The following is a 20,706-nucleotide window of genomic DNA, read 5'->3' as shown; positions in this document are numbered from 1 at the left end:
AGGCTCCTACGCGATCGCGATAACGTTCTCCTTTTGCTCGGGAGGCTGGATTTCCCAGTAGGCTTTGCCCTCAGCCCGCGATCGCGCATTCTTGTAGTAGCGGTCGAACGTCTTGAAATCGACGTGACCCATGTTGGCCGCAAGGGTCTCCTTGCAGCCCGGTTTCCCGCGGTGAGCCGCCTCCCAGTAGGAGCCGTAAGAGTGGCGGGTGATATCGTGACCCCAAGGAACGAGCGCTTTCCACTTGGTTTCGTCGCCGAAGGTCGCGTTCGGTGTGGTGTAGAAGCCGTAAATCAGACGACGTCGGCGTTTCGCGAAGTTGTCAGGGATGATCGATCCCTTCTTTTTCAGCCATGGTCGCATCCAAGCCTTTAAGGTGTCCTCAATCTGCACGTATCGGTTTGGATTGCCGTCGGTCTTCGTGATGCCGACCTTGAGGTGCCCCTCATTCCAGTCGAAGTGCTCGAAGTGAACGCGTTTGGCTTCGGAATCAGGTCGTAGGCCTGCGAAATAGCAGGTGACAAAGTAGGGGACCATTTCGCGGTCGTGCTTCCATGCTACATCTAGCAGTCGCTGGACCTCCTCAGGTGTGGACACGGGAACCTCTCCCTTGCGTTCCTTCGCGCCTGGCAGATCGTCGAGAGGATTGATGGGATGCACCCGTTTGGCCGCTGCCAGTTCGAAAATGGAGCGGATGCCGCCGAGCTGCTGGTTGTAGGTGGTAGGACCGGGCTTCGAGGTCTCCTTCCATTTCTTCAACCAGTCTCGCCAGAACGCCTGATCCATCTGCGATATCCGCAGATCTTCGATCTCATCCAAGCGACTGCGAAAAGGCTTCCAGCGCTTGCCAAGGTATTGAGAGGACCAGTTCTTGGAATGATCGGCTTGGAAAGCATCCAAAAGGCTGGCGAGCGTCGGTGCTGCGGAGGCTTTCTCCAACTCGGCGACCTTGGTTGCGCAGAAGTGATCCAGATCGCGGAAGCCAAGCTCGATGACCACCGGCTCCCACTTCACGGCAGCCCGCATCAATTCCGGCCGCACATGCTTTGCTAACTCCTTCAGGTTCTCGTTCGCCTGCTTGAGCTGGTCGGCGTAGGCAACTGCGTCTTGTTCAGCTCCACGGGGGAAGTAGACCCGTTGCCTCGCTCCCGTATCCGATAGACCCGGAGGGACGTTAAGGACCCACTGCTGCCGTCCGTGGTCGAACTTGGGTAGAAGCCTTGCTCGTCGTGCCATTAGAAAGCCAGATGGGCTGAGAACGAGCGCCAATGCGAGCAGTTTAAAGGCGCATTCGGGCGCTATTCGGGCGCAGGCCAAAACGAAAATGGCCAGCATAAGCTGGCCAAGTTCTTGGAAATGAATGGAGCGGGCGATGAGATTCGAACTCACGACATCCACCTTGGCAAGGTGGCGCTCTACCACTGAGCTACGCCCGCGTCGCGAAACGCGTGCGCGGTTTCTACACGTGCAGAACCGACCCGCAAGAGAAAATTTGCATGCTTCTTCATCTGCGTGATTTTTCCTGCCCGTCCTCCACTTGTCAGAGGACGCAACCTTTTGAATTTAAGTCTTCCGCCTCGTGATGGGCCGGGGCAGAGATTTCTGGTCATGAAACCCTTCAATCCCCTGCTTTCACTCGTTTCCGCTGCGGCATTGCTCCTCGGGGCGTCCGCAAAAGCGGAAGATTCGATGCGATTGGTTGCCATCAAGGCGGCTCCGAAGGAGGCGGCGGAGCTGCGGAAGGCATTGGCGGATCCACTTCATTCTACGAAGTCGATGACGATCGATACGTTGGCGAAGCGGGGCATGACCGTACTTGGCGATTTCACCGAGACGAATCCATGGCGCATGGAGTCCGTGAAGATGACGAAGATCACAGGCTCGTTGAAGGCAGGCGGCCAGATCATGAAGGAACTCGGCGTTGTCGCCGCGGTCGAGGGCGGAAAGTTCGGCACGCTCACCGCGGATAGTCTCGAAGCGGAGATCGCCTTGTCAGGAAAAGGGCAGACTTACTTGAGCTGGGGGGTGATGGGAAACATGGCCGTCATCAAATCCGGGGTGTGGCGCGAGCGTGCCTGGTGGAATGATGGAAAGGATACCTTCATGCTCTGGCAGTTTCCGGAGGTAACCGCGCCGGGCGATCCCAAGCGGCAGGGCGGTGGGGGCAACTGGGATTGCGTGAAAGTGGAAATGCGCTGGTTCCAAGCCAACGACGCCGACATCGAGAAAATCAACCAAGCTGCACCGGAGAATCGCGACAAGGCTCTAGAGTGGTTGGTCGGCAAGGCGAAGCTTTGGAAAGACTGCGGCTTCCGCGCGCGCACCGGCGAACGCTCGATGTGGCACTCGCTGGAAGTCGAGATGGCAATGGTCGATGGCGATGCTGCCGAGATCCACGAAGGGCTTTCGCTGGATGGCTATTTCGCCGGCCAAGAGGACAATCTGCGGATCGAATGGGATGTGGAAGCTCCTTCAAAGAAGAAGCCCACCGCACGCTTTCAATTGGCGGCACCGGTGAAGCCCGGTGTCTGGACCTTCCTTCCGGTAAAGGATGTTCCCTTTGCGAATGTCGTGGCCTGCAGGCTCACGCGGGAATGAAGAAAAAAGCGCGGCGAGATGGCCGCGCACTTTGGCATCCCGCGACAAGGGCGGGGGGAAGTTTTCGAAGCGGGGCGCGGGGCGCCCCTCATCCGGGACGCTCAATCGAGCGGATACTCACCGTCTTCGCCAATGCCGACCCAGTTGAGGCGACCGAAGGCGCGCAGGATGGCAGGCGTGAGTTCCTCGCTCTCGTCTTCCGAGTGTTCGATGGTGGCGGAGCTCGTCAGGCCGCGCATCGACTCGATGCTGATCACGGTGCGGTGACCTTCGAAGTGGATCCAGTCGCCCCAGTTCTTCGACTCGTGGCGCGGGAAAAGCTTCTCCTTGCGGAGGGCATCGACGACTTCTTTTACGGTGCAGGGATCTTCGGAATCGGGAAGTTGCAGGACGGTTTCCATGTGCGGGCAGCAATCGTGGAGAGGTTTATTCGCGAATGGAAGCTTCGCATAGCCGCGAATACAAGCCGCCTCTTGCTAACAGTTCATCATGCTTCCCGCTTTCCACCAGTTTGCCGTCCTCAAGCACGCAGATGAGGTCGGCATTCCTCACGGTGGAAAGGCGGTGGGCGATGACAAAGGAGGTGCGGTCGGAGCGCAGCGTTTCCAGCGCCTGCTGGACCAAGCGTTCCGTTTCATTGTCCAAGGCGGATGTGGCCTCGTCTAACAAAAGTAGGGGCGGATTTTTCAGCAAGGCCCGCGCGATTGAGAGGCGTTGCTTCTCGCCTCCGGAGAACCGGACCCCACGTTCACCCGCGACGGTATCAAGCATCTCCGGCAATTCACGCACAAAAGGAGAAGCATTTGCATTGTCGAGCGCTGCCCAGATTTCGTCGTCGGTCGCGTCCGGTTTTGCGAGCTTCAGGTTGTCGCGCAGCGTTGTATTGAAAAGAAAGCTCTCCTGCGTGACATAGCCGGTGTGGTCGCGCAGCCATTCTTTCGAAAGCGACTCGATCGGATATCCGTCGAGTAAGATGCTCCCCTGATCGGTTTCGTAAAAACGCGTAAGAAGATTCAGGACGGTCGATTTGCCTGCGCCCGTCGGTCCCACCAGTGCCACGGTCATGCCCGGCTCCGCGACGATCGAAACACCACGCACGGCAGGGGAATCGGGATCGTAGGAGAAACCGGCATTGTCGAAAACCACGCGGCCTTTGAATTCCGCAGGACGAGCACCCTCGGTGAGATTCGTTTCATCAGGCAGGTCCAGGATATCGAAGACGCGCTTCGCTGCCACCTTCCCGCCGAGATAGAGCTGCGTGAGGTTGTTGATCCGCGAGATCGGATCGAAGAGAAAGCCCCAGGCGACCAGGAAAGCCAGCGGCGTGCCTTCGGTCATCTTTCCCTGCAGCACCCACCAGGCACCGCAGCCCAGCATCAGGATGATGCCGGACTCCGCGAGCAGGGACACGCCCGGCCACACCACGGCCTGGCCCTTCATGACCCGCATGTGCTTTTCGCCGACGTGCCGGCTCGCCTCGTCGAAGCGATTGAGCGCTTCCGGCTCCACGGTGTAGGCCTTGATCTGCCGGATGCCCGCCAGGTTGTCGTGAAGCAAGGCATTGAGCGCCGCGGAAGCTTCGGAGGATTCCCGCCACCGCGGCTCCGCCACCCGCGAATAAATCGTGGTGATCAGCCCGATGATCGGCAGCGGTGCCAGGGTCACGAGGGCGAGTTCCCAGCTGTTGTAGAACATCCAGCCGGCCATGATCAGGAACTGCAGCACCGCAGGAATCGCCTGGTCGATGGTTTCAACAATCACCCTGTCGGTGGAGGGCACGTCGCTCGCCACGCGCGACATGATCTCGCCGGAGGAGTTCGAGTCGAACCACTTGATCGGCAAGCGCTGCAGCTTGTCGTAGAGCTTGCTCCGGAGGTCATGGATCAGCCGCTGCTCCAGCGCATTGTTCCCGTAAGTCCGCAGCGTGAAGAGCAGCTGTCTCAGGAAAATCGCACCGATGCCGAGCGACGCCGTCTTGAAGAGCAGGTCTGCACGGCGGTTTTTCATCACCTCGTCCACCAATATCTGGGTCACGGTGGGAAGCACCAGCACCAGCACCGTGCAGGCGACTGCCATGAGCAGCGAGATCGATGCCCGCCAGGGGTATTTGAGAGCCAGGGCAAAGACGCGCTTCAGGATGGCCATGCTGCCAGTAAGGAGCGCCCGGAATGGCAATGATGCAAGGAAGATGCTTCGCGCTTTTGCGATCCCGTGTTAGCAATGAGGGAAAGCTCTCCCTGTTATGCCGAGAACCCATATCCTTGCCCTCGATCAAGGAACGACCTCGTCGCGAGCTGTCGTCTTCGATCAGGAGGGGCGCGCCGTTGCCTCCAGCCAGCGGGAGTTCCCCCAGCATTACCCGCGTCCCGGCTGGGTCGAGCATGACCCCTTGGCGATCTGGGCCAGCCAGTGGTCCACCGCGATCGAAACTCTCGGGAAAGCGGACCTTTTGCCCGCGGACATCGCCGCCATCGGCATCACCAATCAGCGGGAAACCACCCTGCTTTGGGAACGCGAAACCGGAAAGCCGGTCTACCCCGCGATCGTCTGGCAAGACCGCCGGACCGCGGATTTTTGCGCCTCCCTGAAGGCGGAAGGCGTGGAAGATCTCTTCACCCGCAAGACCGGCCTGAGGCTGGATCCCTATTTCTCCGCCACAAAAATCCGTTGGATCCTCGATCACGTGGACGGCTCACGGAAGCTGGCGGAGCAGGGGAAACTGATGTTTGGCACCGTCGATACCTGGCTGCTTTGGCGCCTGAGCGGCCGCACCGTGCATGCCACCGATGCCACCAACGCTTCGCGCACTTTGCTCTACGATATCCATCGAGGTGATTGGGATGACGAACTGTTGGAGATTCTGGAAATTCCCCGCTCGATCCTTCCGGAAGTCAAGGACAGCAGCGGCATCTTCGGCGAATCCAGCGAAGGCATTCCCATCTCCGGCATCGCGGGGGATCAGCATGCCGCCCTCTTCGGCCAGGGATGCTTTTCTTCCGGCATGGCGAAGAACACCTACGGCACCGGCTGCTTCATGCTGATGAATACCGGTAGCGAGGCCGTCGCTTCGCAGAATAATCTGCTCACCACCATCGCATGGCGGATCGGTGGAAAGACCGAGTATGCCTTGGAGGGATCCGTCTTTGTCGGTGGTGCGGTCGTCCAGTGGCTGCGTGATGAGTTGCAACTCATTCGCACCGCAGAGGAGTGCAATGCCTTGGCGGCGACCGTGCCGGACAGCGGTGGCTTGTATCTCGTTCCTGCCTTCACCGGTCTTGGGGCACCGCATTGGGACCCCTATGCCCGCGGCGCGGCCTTCGGCATGACCCGCGGGACCAATCGCGCCCATTTCTGCCGTGCCGCCTTGGAGTCGATCGCCTTTCAAAGCGCGGAGCTTGCCGAGTGCATGGTGAAAGACAGCGGCATCCCTCTCAAGGAGCTCCGCGTCGATGGCGGTGCCGTGCGTAGCGATCTCCTCATGCAGTTCCAGGCGGATCTGTTAGGCGTGAATGTGATCCGCCCGAAGGACGTGGAAAGCACCGCAGCCGGAGCAGCCTATCTCGCCGGGCTGGGAGTCGGCTTCTGGGAGGGCAAAGAGGAACTGGCAAGACACCACGAGATCGACCGCGAGTTTCATCCTTCACGACCTCGACAAGAAATGGAGCAACTCGAAGCCGGATGGAGACGCGCCGTCGAACGCGCCAAAGCATGGGAGTCATGAATCGAGACGAGCATCTTTCCGCACTCCAATCCGAGTCCTTCGACATCTGCATCGTGGGTGGCGGGGCGACCGGGCTCGGTGCAGCGGGTGATGCGGCTTCGCGAGGCCACCGCGTGGCACTCGTCGAGCAAGCCGACTTCGCGAAAGGCACATCCTCACGCTCGACAAAGCTTGTGCACGGAGGCGTGCGCTATTTGAAGCAGGGTAATGTCTCCCTCGTCATGGAGGCCCTGCACGAGCGCGGACGCATGGCGCGCAATGCCCCGCATCTGGTTCGGAATCTCGCCTTTGTCATCCCCACCTACAAATGGTGGGAAGGCCCCTTCTACGGCGTCGGCATGAAGGTTTACGATGGCTTGGCTGGAACGCTCGGCCTCGGTGCCAGTCATATCCTCTCCAAGGAAGAGACGCTGGAAAAAATCCCCACCATCGAGCCTGAAGGGCTTACGGGTGGCGTGATCTATCACGATGGCCAGTTTGATGACTCGCGCCTCGCGATCCATCTTGCGATGACGGCGGCGGATCTCGGCGCGAAGCTCGCCAACCACCTCCGCTGTTCTCATCTCGTGAAGGAGCGGGGACGCGTCGCGGGCATCGAGGTCCAGGACGTGGAAAGCGGTCGCAGCTTTGTCCTCCGCGCCAGTTGCGTGATCAATGCGACCGGCATCTTCGTCGATCACCTCCGCCAGGAAGACGAACGCTTGGATGAGGAACTGGTCGCCGTAAGCCAAGGCATCCATCTCGTGCTGCCGAAGGGCTTCCTGCCCGGCGACTCCGCCATCATGATCCCAAAGACCGCGGATGGCCGGGTCCTCTTCGCCGTGCCGTGGCACGATTGCGTCGTCGTGGGCACCACCGATACGCCCCGCCCCTTGAAAAGCCTCGAACCCCGCGCCCTCCCGGAGGAGATTGATTTCCTCATGACCCACGCCGCACGCTACCTCACGCGTGACCCGAAGCCGGACGATGTGCTCAGTGTCTTCGCCGGGCTCCGTCCTCTTGTCAAAAGCGGCGATGCTACGAACACTGCCAGCCTTTCCCGGGATCACACCATACTCATCGGAAAAAGCGGGCTCATCACCATCACCGGCGGCAAGTGGACCACCTATCGCCGTATGGCGGAAGACGTCATCAATCGCGCAGAAGAAGTAGCCGGCCTCGATCCCGTTCCTTGCCGCACCACTCATCTCCCGATCCATGGTGCAGCCGAAATGACCACGGATCCGTTGTGGCCCTATGGCTCTGATGCGCCAGCCATCCGGGAAATCGGAGATGCGGACGAGGTCCATCCCTCCCTTCCGCTCACCGTCGCCGAAGTCCGCTGGCATGCGCGAAAGGAGATGGCCCGCACGGTCGAGGATGTCCTCGCCCGCCGCAGTCGCTGCCTCCTGCTGAATGCCCGCGCCAGCATCGGGGCCTCGGCCAAGGTCGCGGATATCCTTGCCGAAGAACTTGGCAGGGACGAAGCGTGGGCGCGCGAACAGACCCGCAACTACGAGACCCTCGCGCGTGGCTACGTCTTCGGAGATCCTTCCGCCACGGGTTGATGTTTCTCCCGGCATCCTGTTAGCATGGCCTCGTGATCCACTACGTCTGGGAAACGGTCGGCACCCTCGTCTTCTGCGTTTCCGGCGCCATCGCAGCGCGGGAAAAGGAGATGGATTGGTTCGGCATGTTCGTCATGGCCTTCGTCACCGGTGCCGGTGGCGGACTCCTGCGCAGCGTCTTGATCGGGGATGTCCCGCCGCAGTTCCTGAAGAACCCCATGACCTTCGGCCTCGCCGCGGGCGGCACCGTGATTGCTTTGGCTGGCTCGGAGTGGTGGAGGAAAATGAGACGCGCGGTCTCTGTCGTCGATGCCTTGGGCCTCGGCCTCTTCACTGTTACCGGCATCCGCATCTCCCAAGCACACGGCCTGCCTTGGTGGGCTTGCCTGGCGCTCGGCGTCATCAGCGCCACCTTCGGCGGCCTCTTGCGCGATGTCCTGCGGAATGAAATCCCTCTCGTCCTGCGAAAGGAAATCTATGCCACCGCCTGCATTATCGGCGGCCTCGCCCTGCTCGGGCTGGATCGCCTAGGGCTACACGAAGGCGTCGTGCTCGGCATCACCTCTACCCTGGTCGTCGTGATCCGCCTGCTCGCGATCCGCTATGCCATCCATCAATCGACCGGCTGACCCGCGCCGGGGAGATGATCGGCCTGCTTTGGCTAGAGTTTCTTGATCGGTTCGATCCATCCGGGATCACAATCGGATACCCGGCGAGTTTCGCCAGCTGAGATCAGAAAGACGGTAGGGTCCTCCAGTTCCCCATGTTTGGGTTCCGCATACCCGTAGGTCCGGGAGGAGCTGAAAAAACCGTGCAAGACCTCTGCGACCCTTTCAACCAATCGAATGAGGCTGTTATCGAAATTGTCGGGAGCGCTATCGGTCGGCGGGTAAAAAGCTGCAGCTTCCGTCCACAGCGTCACCGAATCAAACACGTTGGCCGGATCTTTGAAGTAGAAGCTAAACCACCACGTTTGAACGAGAGGCGAAAGTTCGAGGTCGTCGTCCCAACCGTAACTGGTAAAATCTCGCGAGAAACCTAACGAAATACGCTTGTACTTCGTGACGAAATCCCAGAGTCGTTCGAGGGGGGCATGGATGACGTCGATTCCTTCTGGAAATGGAAACTCGATCAGCAGGGCTTTGTCGGATCGGATTTCGTGGAAGGTGCGTCCTCCAGATACGAAACCAAAGCTCTTCATGGCCGCGACCAACTGCGTGATCAGATGGCCGGTGAACTCTTGAGGCAATGTCGTGAAGCTGACCGCGATCCGGTTATCGATGCCCATGGTGTCCCTTGTTAGCTTCCGGTCCCGAAGAAATGCTCCAGCGCCTCCACGCAGCCCTCGCTGTGCGGCAGCAGGCACGCGTGCCCGCCTCCCTTCAGCACGTGCTCGCGGATCTCCGGCACCGCATTCGCCGGGCACGCAAACATTCCGGAAACATCCGGGCTCAGCATCTCGAAGTCATTGTGGCTGTCCCCAATCGCAAAGGTTTGCGCCGGGCTCAATCCGAAGTTCCGCGCCACTTCCGCCAAGCTACTACCCTTCTGGTACTTCTTGTGGCCGAAGCGCAGCCAGATCGAGTTGCGCTGCCAGCCGAGCATCGGCTCCGCCGCGGCGTGCAGTTCGATGCGGCTGACGATCCACGCCATCTCCTCATCCGTGCGGGCCACCAGACCCGCGGGATCGCCCGGTTGCTCGATCCACGTAGCCCCAGTGTGCTCCTCCACCTCGTGGCGGATCGTGGCTAGGATCCCGCGCACCTCCTTGAAAAACTCTCCCTGCTCGCGTTCGCACGCGGAATTCCACGAATCAAAAGGCGTCCACCTGCCCAAGCTTGTCGGCAGCCAGATCTCGCGCTCTCGCGCCACCACCCAGTCCGGGGTGAAAGGAAAGCGCGCATCCACCAAGCCCTCCACCACGTGACCGATCGATCGCCCCGTGTTGATTCCCCATAGCGCTCCCCGTTCCTGGCGCAGGCGCTCCAGGGTTTGGAAAAGCCGCAGGCTCACCGGCGGGTGCTCGGCCGGACTGTAGAGCGTGCCGTCGAAATCAAAGGACAGGATGGCCCCCGGTGTGGCGGGTGATTCGAGCGGCTTCATGACCCCGGCATAGCGGCCACGCGCCGCGGGTCAAGCTGCCACCCCATCCGGCAGCAGCGAAGATGGTGACACTTACTCCACCGGCACCGCACGGGCCGGCGGTGCCTCAGGCTCTTCCTCCACCCCTTGGGCGCGTGGAGCCTCCTCTTCTTCTTCCACGGACTTTGCCTTCGGAGGCTCCTCCTCGACGCGCTGTGCCTTCGGCGGATTCTCCTGAATCGGGCGTGCCCGCGGGCTCTGCTCCTCGAGCGGGCGCATGCGGGAGTTGTCCTTGGTGATGGGCTTCGCCTTGGGAGCATCCTCCACGACAGGCAGGGCCCTCATCGGCTTCACCACCACCGGGTCCTTCGGCGGAGGAGCGGGAGCAGGGGAGGGGGCCGGAGCCGGGGTCTCTTTCGGCGGGGCGGGCGCCTGTGCCTTCTCCGTCACCACCACTTTCTCCGCAGGCGGAGGAGTCCGCCGCATCCGGATTTCCACGCGGCGGTTCGGAGCTTGTTCCTCCACGCTCCCGGCACTCACCAGCGGCCGGGCTTTTCCGTGGCCCCGCGGCACGATGCGATCGCCATTCAGATGCAGCGTGTTCACCAGATACTCGCGCACGGCCCCGGCGCGACGCCGTGAAAGGTCCTGATTGTAAGCATCTCCACCAAAAAGGTCGGAATAACCCTCGATCCAGCAATAAAGCTTCGGATTTCGCTCCACGATCAGGGCCAGTTTCATCATCCCCACCTTCGCGCTCTCGCGCAGGACCGCGCTGTCGTATTCGAAGAGCAAGTCGCTGGGCAGCATTGTCTTCTTGCCCACCAGCACGTCGGCGGAAAGCCCCACCATGTCGTCGAGGGTGACCATGCCGTCCAGAGTGCCCACGTCGGAAACTCCCCCGGCCCCCTTCTTCAGGAGGTCTTGGGCGAAGCGATCGAGGTTGGTATCGTCCGCGATGCTGGCACCGGGATCGACGATCATCTGCGCATCTGCCGCGATCGGCGGCGGATCTTCGGAGCGACCGAGTTCCGGAAGGGCCGTATCGAGATCGAAACCTGCGGCTGGATCCACCACGATGCCTTCCGGATTGCCCTTGATTGCTGGGTTTTCAAGGCGCACGGCGAATTCCGGGTCACTCAGATCCGGCTTGATCTCCATCTCCGTGTTCTCCGGAAGCTTGTCGAGCATGTCGATTTCTTCCAGCAGCGTGGCCTTGTCTGGCGCTGGCTTTTCCGCCGGTTCCGGCTCCATCACCGCCTCTTCCGTCGGAGTGATATCGACATCGCGAACCGAAACCCGCTCCGTGGAGATTTCGTCACTGGATGGGAAAATACCCGTCCCGATCTTGATGTGACCCAGCGCGAAGAATGCGGCCACGTGCAGGATCACCGCGATGAAGAACGCCGCAGCTACCCACCAACCCATGTTATCGGGTCCGGGAAGTCGCAGCGGCCTGGAGTCGCGGGATTCGCGCCATGAGTAGCCGTGGTCCACGGGCGGACTATACGCCGGAGCCCCCCGCTGACAATCACCGCCTTGCGGAACAACTTGCCGCTTGGCACCTCGACTGCTCGACTACGGTGCGATGTCTGCCAAAAAAGCTGCGAAGAAGGTGGCCAAGAAAGCCGCCGCAGAGGTTCCCGCGAAGAAGGCCGCCAAAAAGGCAGCGAAAAAAGCTCCTGCGGGCAAGAAAGCTGCCGCACAGCCGCCACGGGACCTCGCCAAGGCGGCCTATCTGAACTATCGATCCCGGGTCGAAAAGGGCGAGCACGGCGATCAGTTGGGAGATTGGCTGGCCGCGGAAAATGCTCCCGAGTGACCTTCTTTGCGCTTTCCCGCTAGGCGGTGGGGACAGAGAGTCCCGCCGTGAATTGCTCTTCTCTTGGCATCGGCCTCGCCGGACTCGGAACCGTGGGTTCCGGCGTTGTTCTGGCACTTGAACGCAACTCGAACCTCATCTGCGACCGCACCGGCGGACAGGTGAAGCTGGAAGTCGCGAAAGTGCTTGTCCGTGACGTGGCGAAAGTCCGTCCCGTCAATCTGCCGATCGAAAAGCTCACCACATCCTGGCAGGAGCTGGTGGCGGATCCCTCCGTGGACATCGTCGTCGAGCTGATCGGCGGCACCACGGACGCCTTCGACATCGTGGCCGCAGCCCTGAAGGCGCGGAAGCCCGTCGTCACCGGGAACAAGGCCCTCCTTGCCGAGCGCGGTGTGGAGCTCTTCGCTCTTTCCAAGGAACACGACACCCCGATCCATTTCGAAGCCGCGGTCGCCGGTGGCATCCCGATCATCAAGACGGTTCAGGAGTCCTTCATTGGCAACCGCATCCATTCGATCACCGGGATCATCAACGGCACCTCGAACTACATCCTCGAGCGGATGACCACCGCCGGGTTGGAGTTCCCCGCCTCCCTTGGCGAAGCTCAGGCACTCGGCTATGCGGAGGCGGATCCCGCCCTCGACGTGAATGGCTGGGACGCCGCCCACAAGGCGATCCTGCTGGCCACTCTGGCCTACGGTTTCCCGATCGATCCCGCGAAGGTCCACGTCGCCGGCATCGAGCAGGTCCGTCCGATCGACATCGATTTCGCGACCCGTCTCGGTTATGTCGTGAAGCTCCTTGCCGTGGTGCGGGAGCATCCGGATTGCTCCGTGGAATTGCGGGTCCAGCCTTCTTTCATCCCGAAGAGCCACATCCTCGCCAGCGTCCACGGCGTCTTCAATGCCGTCGCCGTCCACGGTGATGCCGCGGGCGAATCTCTCTTCTACGGTCGCGGCGCTGGCCAGGACCCGACCGCTTCTTCAGTTGTCGCGGACCTCGTTGAAGCTGCTCGTTCCCTGCGCCAGGCTACTGGCCACCGCGGCTTCCTGCCCTATCGCGAAAGCGGCGTGTTGCTCCCCGTGGAAGACACGGAAACCGCCTATTACGTCCGCTTCGACGTCACCGACCGCCCCGGCGTCATCGCCGAGGTCGCGCGCGTCCTTGCAGATGCAGGCATTGGCATCTCCGGCACCCACTCTCCGGTGAAGCCCGACCAACCGGATGCCGAATTCCTCGACATGGTCTTCCTGCTCCACACCTGCCGCTTCGGCCTGCTGCAAGACACCCTCGACAAGATCGAGGCCCTCGATTGCATCAACAGCAAGCCTGTCGTCTTCCGCATCGAGAAGCTCTGAAAGGTGGCGGGAAAGATGGTCCCTCCTTAAGCAAGTCCGTAACCGCGATCTCTAAAGCCCCGACGGGGCGACCGGGAGATAGCTCAGGGTAACCGCACAACACGCTCCCTCCTAAAGCCCCAACGGGGCGACAGGGAGATAGCCCAGGGTAAGCGCGTAGCGCGCAACCCTGGGTCTTCACGGCCAAGGTATCGCACCCTGAAGGGGAGCCGGGAGGCCTCTAAGTTCCGTCATCTCCATTTGAGCCGACCGTGGCAGTAGAAACCCGCCCCCGCATTTACGAATATCAGGGCAAACATGCCCCTCGTCCGCGCATCGATCCTCCCGCCTTCATCCCCGCGAAGCGCACTTCGGTTGATGATTGGCAGATTGGCGATGGGTGATTTCTCCCTCCACCCGCCTGTTATTTTCCCTGTTTTAACAGGCATAACAGGCGGAAAAACTGAGCCTCCGCCGGCGGCTCAATCCCCCAGCATCCTGCACGGCGTCATTCCGTCTCGCATCGACGCCCAAGGGGCTTCGCCGGAGACATCCTTCGGGTCCTCCGCAGCCGCTTCTTCTCCATCAGGCAAAATCGCAGGCGAGAGAATCGCGTGGAAAACCAGCGTCTCCTCAAAGGGATTGTAGGTCGCATGCACTACCCCCGCCGGCAGGTGTGCGATCTCCCCAGGTCCAAGGATCCGGTATTCATCGCCCACCCACTGCTCCGCACGCCCTTCGACGACATGGATGATTTCTTCCCGATGTGGGTGCAGGTGGAAAGGGTGGCAATGCCCCGGCGGCATTGTCGCTCGTACCATCAGCAGCTTCTCCGCGGGGACGAGATCCGGGCGGCACAGCCACTCGTTGTAGGTCCACGCGTTGGTTTCTTTGATGCCTTCGCCAGCTTGGACGAAGCGTCTGGAAGCGTTGCTCATGGGTTCGGAAAATGTCGGTTGAAAAACGGGTGTCCGGCCTGCGCCAGCTATCTGAATTGCACTCTTCATGGTCGATCGGCCGGTCGCAAGTCCAGCAAGAGCAAATCGAAATATCTGAAATGCACATTTCATCCGCTTGATCCGCCCGGATTTTCATCTAGGGTCCGGACGATGTCTGTTCTCGCTGCCGTCGAACCCATCCGCACCCAGGTCGTGCGTGCGGACCAATCCGACAACCGGGAGTGGCTGAATGAACAGCCGGTCTGCCAGTTGCTGACCCAGCATCACATCGCCCACGTCGGGCTCATGGAGGCTCCCCAAGACTTCCAGATGCTGCGCCCGGATCAATCCGGCACCTTCATGCTGGCGTGCTATGAAGGCAGCGGGATGGTGCTGGCGGACGGCCAGTGGCGCCAGGTTTCTGCCGGACAGGCCTGCCTGCTGCCCCCCTTCGTCACGAATGCGATGAAGACCACGGGCCGCATGCCATGGCGCATGTGCTGGGTCCGCTACCTCGAATCCCGGGAGTCAAATCCCATCGTTTCCGCCGGCTCTCCGGTGCTCGGATCCTACGATCCCCAGCCGCTCTTTCACGCGATTTCCGGGCTCCACGCCGAGTGCGCCGGCCTGAATACCCCCGCCAATCTCCACCTCTGGACCGAGCTGATCCATTCCTACGTCCTGCGCTTTGCCCAGCCGCATCAGGCGGATGCCCGCCTCTGGAAGCTCTGGGATGCCGTGGAAAAATCGCTCGATCATCCTTGGACCTTGGAGGAGCTCGCCGCCCGCGCCTGCGTTTGCAAGGAGCACCTGCGCCGCCTCTGCCGCGACGAATTGGGCCGCAGCCCCATGCAGCATGTCACCTTCCTGCGCATGCAGCGGGCCCGCCATCTCCTCTCCACCACCGACGACAAGGTGGAGTCGATCACCCGCCAGATCGGCTACATGAACCCCCACACTTTCTCGAATACCTTCAAAAAGTGGATCGGGTGGCGCCCTTCGGAGCACCGGAGGTAAATCCACAATCCCTTATCGCGATTGCCAACACGGCTAGGAAGTCGCCGGGATCTGCGGTAGAAGGGGAATGCACGTCCGCTTCCCGCGACCCATGAAACCCGGAACCCTACGCAGTTCGCTCGTCCCGCTTTTGTTAGGCGGGATGCTCTTGGCTTCACCCGCCAGCGCCGCTTCCTTTCCCATCTACGCCCAGGGCGCTGCCGGGATCGTCGAAGGAGCGAAGGACGGCAGCGCCTTTCCCACCGCCGATGACCTGAAGAAGGGTGGGGTGGTCCTGCTCACCGGTCGCGAGCCATGGACCGCCGCGCAAAGGCAGGCGATTGAAGATTTCGTCGAAAAAGGCGGCGGCGTGGTGCTTGTCCACGATGCCATCGCCGCCTCCGGATGGGTACGGGGAAACATCCAGGGCTGGACCGGTCAAGTGCCGCTCTTCTTCACCCCGCCGGGAAATCAGCACCCGGTCACCGGTGGTATCTCGAACTTCGATGTCAGTGACGAAATGCTCTACGGCTTCGATCTGCCGCAGACCACCAACGTCCTCGCAACGACGTGGACGCCGAACAAGAAGCACCTGAAAGGCACCGAGCCCCAGCCCTACATCTACGGTGTCTCGCCGATGATCTGGACCGCAGAGCGCGGAAAGGGCCGCGTCGTTTTCTTTGTCCCGGGACAGAATGAGGAAACGCGGGCGCACTCGGCCATCCGCACGATGCTCCGCCGCTCGCTGGCCTGGGCCGCAGGTGCCAAGAATGTTGATGAGCTTTCGACGAAGGAAGATCTGGCGACCCTTACCTATCCGGTCGGCGGGCCGCTTGCACCGCTGAAGTCGGTCGAATCGATGCAGGTGCACCCGGATTTCAAGGTCGGCCTCGTTGCTGCTGAGCCGCTCATCTCGAAGCCGCTCAATATCGATTGGGATGCGAAAGGCCGCATGTGGGTGGTCGAAAGCGTGGAGTATCCGGAAGGCCGCGAAGGCGGTGGCCCGGAGTCGATGCTTTCCATGTGGCAGCGCGACACCCCCTTCCCGAAGCCGCCGGCGGTGACTCGCCCGGGCCGCGACAAGATTTCTTGGATCGAGGACACCGACGGCGATGGCGTAATGGATAAGAAGCACGTCTTCGCGGATGACCTCGATCTCGCCACCAGCTTCTGTTTCTATCGCGATGGCGTGATCGCCTCACAGCCGCCGGAAGTGCTTTTCATCCGCGATACCGATGGCGATGGCAAAGCGGACAAGCGCGAGGTGCTCTATCGTGGCCTCGGTACCTCGGACCGCCACGCGGTGCTGAATAACCTGCGCTGGGGACTTGATGGCTGGGTCTATGCCACGCACGGCTACGCAGGTTCGCCAAAGGTGACCTCCGCCGATGGCTCCGTGAACTTCGGCGGCATTGGCTCCGGCGTGGTTCGTTTCCGCCCGGATGGCTCGAAGATCGAGATGGTCAGCGCGAAGGCGGGCAACTGCTGGGGCGTGGACATGACCTCGGATGGCGAGATGTTCTTCACCCAGCCGACTTCGGGCGATCTCGTGATGCACGTGCCGGTCTCGGACCGCCTCATGGCGGAAGGTGGCCTTGGCTCTGAGCCTTCCTGGCAGGTGATGGTTCACCTCCGTCCGGTGAAGCCCCTGATGTCTTGGGAAGAGATCGTGGAGAATCAGCCGAACGATGTCATCGGCTCTTTCACCGCCGCCTGTGGTGCCGCCGTCTATGAGGGGGGTGCTTGGCCGAAAGAGTGGACCCTCGGTTACTTCACCGCGGAGCCGACGGTGCACATCATCCACCACGAAGCTCTGAAGAACGAAGGCGTGACCTACTCCGCCGAGAAGACCCGCGAGGAGGAATTCTCCGCCACCCGCGATTTTTGGAGCCGCCCCATCGACACGCGCATCGGGCCGGATGGCCAGCTCTACGTGATCGATTTCTACAACCAGGCGATCCTTCATAACGACCCGCGTGGGCCCATTCACCTCTGGTATAACCAGGCTGCACGTCCGGACCGCGATCACTTCTTTGGCCGCATCCATCGCTACGAGCACAAGCAGTCGGTGGCACTGCCGAAAATCGACCTCTCCACCCTTGAAGGCCGCGTTGCCGCGTTGAGCCACCCGAACCGCGAGATCCGCTATCGGGCCCAGCGCCTGATCGAGGAGGGTGATGTTCGCGCCGCCGCCGTGAAGCTGGAGAATGCACAGGGCGTGGCGAAGATCCATTCGCTCTGGGTGCGTGCTGCTGCAGGCCTGCTGTCTGAGAAAGAATTGATCGCTGCTCTCGGCGATGACTCGGTCTCCGTCCGCATCACCGCTGCCCGCGTTTACGAAGCTTATCCGAAGCTGGTGACCGCGAATGTCATCGCGACTGTCGCCCGCGGCGTGGAGAAGGAAGAAGACGCCCGCGTGCGGCTTCACTGGATCGCATCCCTGCCGAAGGACGCCGTGGTTCCGGCCAGCGCCTTGGTGGAGATCGATGCGAAGTCAACCGACCGCTGGACCCGCGCCGCAGTGGCCCGCCTCGCCCGCAACAATGCCCCCGAGGTCCTTGCTGCTGCCTTGAAGTCCGCGGAGCCTGCCAAGCACTCGCCTCTCATCGCGCTTCTGATCGATGGCTCCCGTGCGGATGCCGCGAAGCTCGCTGCCATGATCGGTGCAATGGAATCTGCCGAGGGCGGTGCCACGGACATCGTGCTTTCATCGCTGGCTTCCCTTCGCAAGGGCGACTTGCCGCGCAGCCCGCAGCTCGAAGCCGTCTTTGTCCGGCTCTCGGCAAACAAGCAGCCTCGCATCGCCGCGGCCGCCCTTCCCCTCGCCGTGAGTGCCTGGCCTGCGGACCAGATTGCCGCGAAGCTTCCATCCGCAGTCGGCGCGATTCTTGCCGCCGCTCCCGCAGATGGCGTGGTGCTGACATCCCTGGCTGCCTTGCCGCAGTTCACCCCCGATCTCGCGAAGGCCCTGAAGGAAGGCGTCGCAAGCCCCGGGGACCTTCGCCGCCCGCTGATCGACGTGCTTTCCGCAAATGCCTCGAAGGATGCGCCCGCGATTCTGATTGCCGCACTTCCCTCGCTTCCTGCGGAAGAGAAGGCCCGCGTGGTCGAAGGCCTGCTGACTCGCCCTGCTTCCGCGATCGCGCTGATCGATGCCTTGGACAAGGAAGAGGTCTCGCTGACCATCGTCGGCACCACCGTCTTGCCGCGTCTCGCCGATCACCCGGATGCTACTGTGAAGAAACACGCCGCTCCTTTGCTCGCGAAGCTGCGCGGTGCGAATGAAGCGAAGGATGCCATCATCGCCCGCCTCCTGCCGGAAGTGAACAAGCCCGGCAATGTCGAAGCCGGTAAGCTCGCCTATGCCGCCTGTGCCGTCTGCCACAAGTTCAACGACGAAGGCGCTCTGATTGGCCCGGTGCTTGAAGGCATGGGGGTTCACGGTACCGAGATCCTATTGAGCCACATCGTCGATCCGAATCGCGAGGTCGAGCCGAGCTATCACGTATGGAATGTCACCACCTCCGATGGCCAGACCGTTTCCGGCTTTATCAGCCGTGAAACCGCAGGCAGCCTTTTCCTGAAGAACGCCGCCGGTGAAACCGAGATTCCGCGTGCGAAGATCACCAGCCAGACGAACACCGGGAAGTCGCTCATGCCGGAAGGCTTCGAAGGCCTCGGCGCGGAAACCCTCCGTAACCTGGTCGCCTACCTCCGCTCCGGTGAGCAGCGCTACCACACCGTCTCCTTCGGTTCCGCGGCGACTGCCGATGGCAGCCGTGGCGTCTATCTCTCGCAGGATGCAGAGGTCGATAAGGTTAGCATCAAGAAGTATGGCCTGATCGAAGAACGTGGCGTTCCCTTTCACCTGCCGGATCCGTCCAGCACCGCCAGCGGCAAGAACGTGATCGTCCTAAAAGGTGGCATGGGTCCCGAGGTCTTCAGCCAGACCATGCCGAAGCAGGTCGAGATCCCGGTGAACCTTGCCGCCGGACGCCTCCACCTTCTCGGTGCCGTGGCCGGCTGGGGTTACCCGGTCGCAAATGATCACGATCCGCTCGTGAAGATCGCCGTGCGCTACGCGGATGGCAGCACGGAGGACCTCGTCTTCCGAAATGGCATCGACTTCGCCGACCACTTCAATCGCGTGGATGTTCCCGGCTCCGCATGGACCGATCTGACCCGCCGCGGCCAGATGCGTTACCTGTGGCGCGATCTGAAGAAGCCCTCCGCCGTGATCGAGAAGCTGGTCATCACCAGCGCCGATCGTCAGGCCGCCCCGATGATTGCCGCGATCACCCTGGAGTCTCCGAACAAGGAAGGTGCCATGGCCGCGCCGCCAGCCGATGGTGGCCCTGCGGAGAAAGCTTCCGCCAGCCTGCCGGAGAAAGCCCAGGCCGGTACCTTGCGCGTGCTGATGGCCGGCGGTGGTAGCTCTCATGACTTCGGTCAGTGGTATGAACGCGAAGACCAGGCTATCCTGAAGGAAGCCGGTGGCCTCATGACCGCTTACACCAGCCTGCCCGATGAAGCTGCGGCACAACTCCCGAATGCCGATGTCTTCCTCTTCAGCTCGAACGATGGCGCCTATGCGAAGAGCGAAGTCTTCCGGAAGGCCTTTGAGGCCTTCGTCGCCCGCGGCGGCGGCCTCGTGCTGCTGCACCCGGCCACTTGGTACAACTGGCCCGACTGGCCGGCCTACAACACTACCTACGTCGGCGGCGGTTCGCGCGCTCATGATCCCCTCGGCGAATTCGGCCTCACCGTGATCAAGCCGCAGCACCCCGTCGTCGCCGGTCTCTCGAAGGAGTTCAAAATCCGGGACGAGCTGTACCAGATCAACTTCGAACCCGGCGCAAAGGTCGAGACCCTGATCGAGACCTCCGTTTCCGGCCAGACCGGCAAGAAGCACGCCTCCGTCTGGATCACCGCCCATCCGAAGTCCCGGATCGTGAACATCGCCCCCGGCCACGATGAAGCCGCGCACCGCCTCCCGGATTTCCGGAAGCTGCTCGCGAATTCCGTGAAGTGGGCAGGCGGAAAGTGAGAGAACTTGCGGTTTGCTTCGCGGCGAGGTCCGGCCCTAGCCTCCGGCCATGTCCTCGCCGCGCATCACCGTCAAAGTTTTCCTCTACCGGATCACGCCGCAGATCTGGCGGAAGTTCTCGGTGCCTGCTTCCTTTAACTTCCTCCAGCTCAATGACGCCATCCAGGATGCGATGGGCTGGGAGAACAAGCATCCGCATGAGTTCCGTCACGGCTCCGGCAAGAATTTGAAGGACGTGATCGGTCCGGTCGGCCTCGCCGACCAAGTGCCCGTCGGCGGCGAGTTCCAAGACGAGCTGAAGGTCACCCTCACCGACTTCATCGGCAAGAAGCGCCTGCCCCTGCGGCTCCTCTATCGCTACGACTTCGCGGAAGATTGGATCCACGAAGTGGTGCTGGAGAAAAAGGAGGACAGCGATCTCGAAGGCCCGATCATGATCGATGGAGCCCGCGCCTGTCCGCCCGAAGATTTCGGCGGGGTCTTCCAATACATGGAAGCCCTCCAAGGCCAGATCGGCTGGTATCGCGGCGAATACGACCCCGAAGCTTTCGATATCAAAGAAGTGGTCTTCGGCGGCAAGAAGCGCAATCCGAAGAAGCGCAAGCTGCGCTGATA

General features: G+C 61.5%; 16 protein-coding genes and 1 tRNA gene. 9 read left to right on the top strand and 8 right to left on the bottom strand.

Annotated elements, in window-relative coordinates; translation table 11 throughout:
* Window positions 1-6: 6 nt before the first annotated feature.
* Window positions 7-1,236 carry a tyrosine-type recombinase/integrase gene (locus HHL09_RS09195; RefSeq protein WP_169454261.1) on the bottom strand — a complete coding sequence of 410 codons (1,230 nt, stop codon included), beginning with the start codon at window positions 1,234-1,236 and terminating at the stop codon, window positions 7-9.
* Window positions 1,237-1,361: 125 nt separating this feature from the next.
* Window positions 1,362-1,436 (bottom strand) — tRNA-Gly (locus tag HHL09_RS09190).
* Between the two features lie 172 nt (window positions 1,437-1,608).
* Between HHL09_RS09190 and HHL09_RS09185 the strand changes: the two genes are divergently transcribed.
* Window positions 1,609-2,598: a hypothetical protein gene (locus tag HHL09_RS09185; RefSeq protein ID WP_169454260.1), complete on the top strand. Its 990-nt coding sequence runs from the start codon at window positions 1,609-1,611 to the stop codon at window positions 2,596-2,598.
* 101 nt (window positions 2,599-2,699) lie between these two features.
* Here the strand turns inward: HHL09_RS09185 and HHL09_RS09180 are convergent, their stop codons facing one another.
* A complete protein-coding gene (locus HHL09_RS09180) occupies window positions 2,700-2,999 on the bottom strand; it encodes a hypothetical protein (RefSeq protein ID WP_169454259.1) in 300 nt (99 codons plus the stop codon).
* Window positions 3,000-3,024: 25 nt separating this feature from the next.
* Window positions 3,025-4,743 carry an ABC transporter ATP-binding protein gene (locus tag HHL09_RS09175; protein WP_169454258.1) on the bottom strand — a complete coding sequence of 573 codons (1,719 nt, stop codon included), beginning with the start codon at window positions 4,741-4,743 and terminating at the stop codon, window positions 3,025-3,027.
* 97 nt (window positions 4,744-4,840) lie between these two features.
* Between HHL09_RS09175 and glpK the strand changes: the two genes are divergently transcribed.
* From glpK to HHL09_RS09160, 3 genes are read left to right on the top strand one after another with little or no spacing between them, the layout of a single operon-like run.
* On the top strand, window positions 4,841-6,319 hold the full coding sequence (gene glpK, locus HHL09_RS09170) for a glycerol kinase GlpK (RefSeq protein WP_169454257.1): 1,479 nt from the start codon (window positions 4,841-4,843) through the stop codon (window positions 6,317-6,319).
* On the top strand, window positions 6,316-7,866 hold the full coding sequence (locus HHL09_RS09165) for a glycerol-3-phosphate dehydrogenase/oxidase (RefSeq protein WP_169454256.1): 1,551 nt from the start codon (window positions 6,316-6,318) through the stop codon (window positions 7,864-7,866). Before glpK ends, HHL09_RS09165 begins: the two co-directional genes overlap by 4 nt.
* 32 nt (window positions 7,867-7,898) lie before the next feature.
* Window positions 7,899-8,495, top strand: a complete 597-nt coding sequence (locus HHL09_RS09160) for a trimeric intracellular cation channel family protein (RefSeq protein ID WP_169454255.1) — start codon at window positions 7,899-7,901, stop codon at window positions 8,493-8,495.
* Between the two features lie 32 nt (window positions 8,496-8,527).
* Here HHL09_RS09160 and HHL09_RS09155 read toward each other — a convergent pair whose 3' ends face one another.
* The 3 genes from HHL09_RS09155 to HHL09_RS09145 form a co-directional block, all read right to left on the bottom strand.
* Window positions 8,528-9,154: a hypothetical protein gene (locus HHL09_RS09155; protein WP_169454254.1), complete on the bottom strand. Its 627-nt coding sequence runs from the start codon at window positions 9,152-9,154 to the stop codon at window positions 8,528-8,530.
* An 11-nt stretch (window positions 9,155-9,165) separates the two neighbouring features.
* Window positions 9,166-9,969, bottom strand: a complete 804-nt coding sequence (locus HHL09_RS09150) for an HAD family hydrolase (protein WP_169454253.1) — start codon at window positions 9,967-9,969, stop codon at window positions 9,166-9,168.
* Window positions 9,970-10,041: 72 nt separating this feature from the next.
* On the bottom strand, window positions 10,042-11,445 hold the full coding sequence (locus tag HHL09_RS09145) for an OmpA family protein (protein WP_169454252.1): 1,404 nt from the start codon (window positions 11,443-11,445) through the stop codon (window positions 10,042-10,044).
* A gap of 61 nt (window positions 11,446-11,506) precedes the next feature.
* Here HHL09_RS09145 and HHL09_RS09140 point away from each other — a divergent pair, with 61 nt between their 5' ends.
* The gene (locus HHL09_RS09140; RefSeq protein ID WP_169452444.1) at window positions 11,507-11,770 is read left to right on the top strand and encodes a hypothetical protein; all 264 of its coding nucleotides are present in this window, start codon (window positions 11,507-11,509) and stop codon (window positions 11,768-11,770) included.
* 47 nt (window positions 11,771-11,817) lie between these two features.
* Entirely contained in the window at window positions 11,818-13,131 is a 1,314-nt protein-coding gene (locus HHL09_RS09135) for a homoserine dehydrogenase (RefSeq protein WP_169454251.1), read from the top strand.
* Window positions 13,132-13,592: 461 nt separating this feature from the next.
* Here HHL09_RS09135 and HHL09_RS09130 read toward each other — a convergent pair whose 3' ends face one another.
* Window positions 13,593-14,048 (bottom strand): cupin domain-containing protein, encoded by a 456-nt coding sequence (locus HHL09_RS09130; protein ID WP_169454250.1) that lies wholly within the window; start codon window positions 14,046-14,048, stop codon window positions 13,593-13,595.
* A gap of 171 nt (window positions 14,049-14,219) precedes the next feature.
* Between HHL09_RS09130 and HHL09_RS09125 the strand changes: the two genes are divergently transcribed.
* The 3 genes from HHL09_RS09125 (at window position 14,220) to HHL09_RS09115 (ending at window position 20,704) form a co-directional block, all read left to right on the top strand.
* Window positions 14,220-15,065 (top strand): AraC family transcriptional regulator, encoded by an 846-nt coding sequence (locus HHL09_RS09125; protein ID WP_169454249.1) that lies wholly within the window; start codon window positions 14,220-14,222, stop codon window positions 15,063-15,065.
* A gap of 91 nt (window positions 15,066-15,156) precedes the next feature.
* A complete protein-coding gene (locus tag HHL09_RS09120; RefSeq protein ID WP_169454248.1) occupies window positions 15,157-20,091 on the top strand; it encodes a PVC-type heme-binding CxxCH protein in 4,935 nt (1,644 codons plus the stop codon).
* A 49-nt stretch (window positions 20,092-20,140) separates the two neighbouring features.
* Window positions 20,141-20,704 carry a plasmid pRiA4b ORF-3 family protein gene (locus tag HHL09_RS09115; RefSeq protein ID WP_169454247.1) on the top strand — a complete coding sequence of 188 codons (564 nt, stop codon included), beginning with the start codon at window positions 20,141-20,143 and terminating at the stop codon, window positions 20,702-20,704.
* Window positions 20,705-20,706 lie beyond the last annotated feature (2 nt).

The organism is Luteolibacter luteus (assembly GCF_012913485.1).
In the GTDB taxonomy this organism is placed as follows: domain Bacteria; phylum Verrucomicrobiota; class Verrucomicrobiia; order Verrucomicrobiales; family Akkermansiaceae; genus Haloferula; species Haloferula lutea.
The sequence above is the reverse complement of the archived record's forward strand: the minus strand, read 5'-3'. Positions and strand labels throughout refer to the sequence as shown.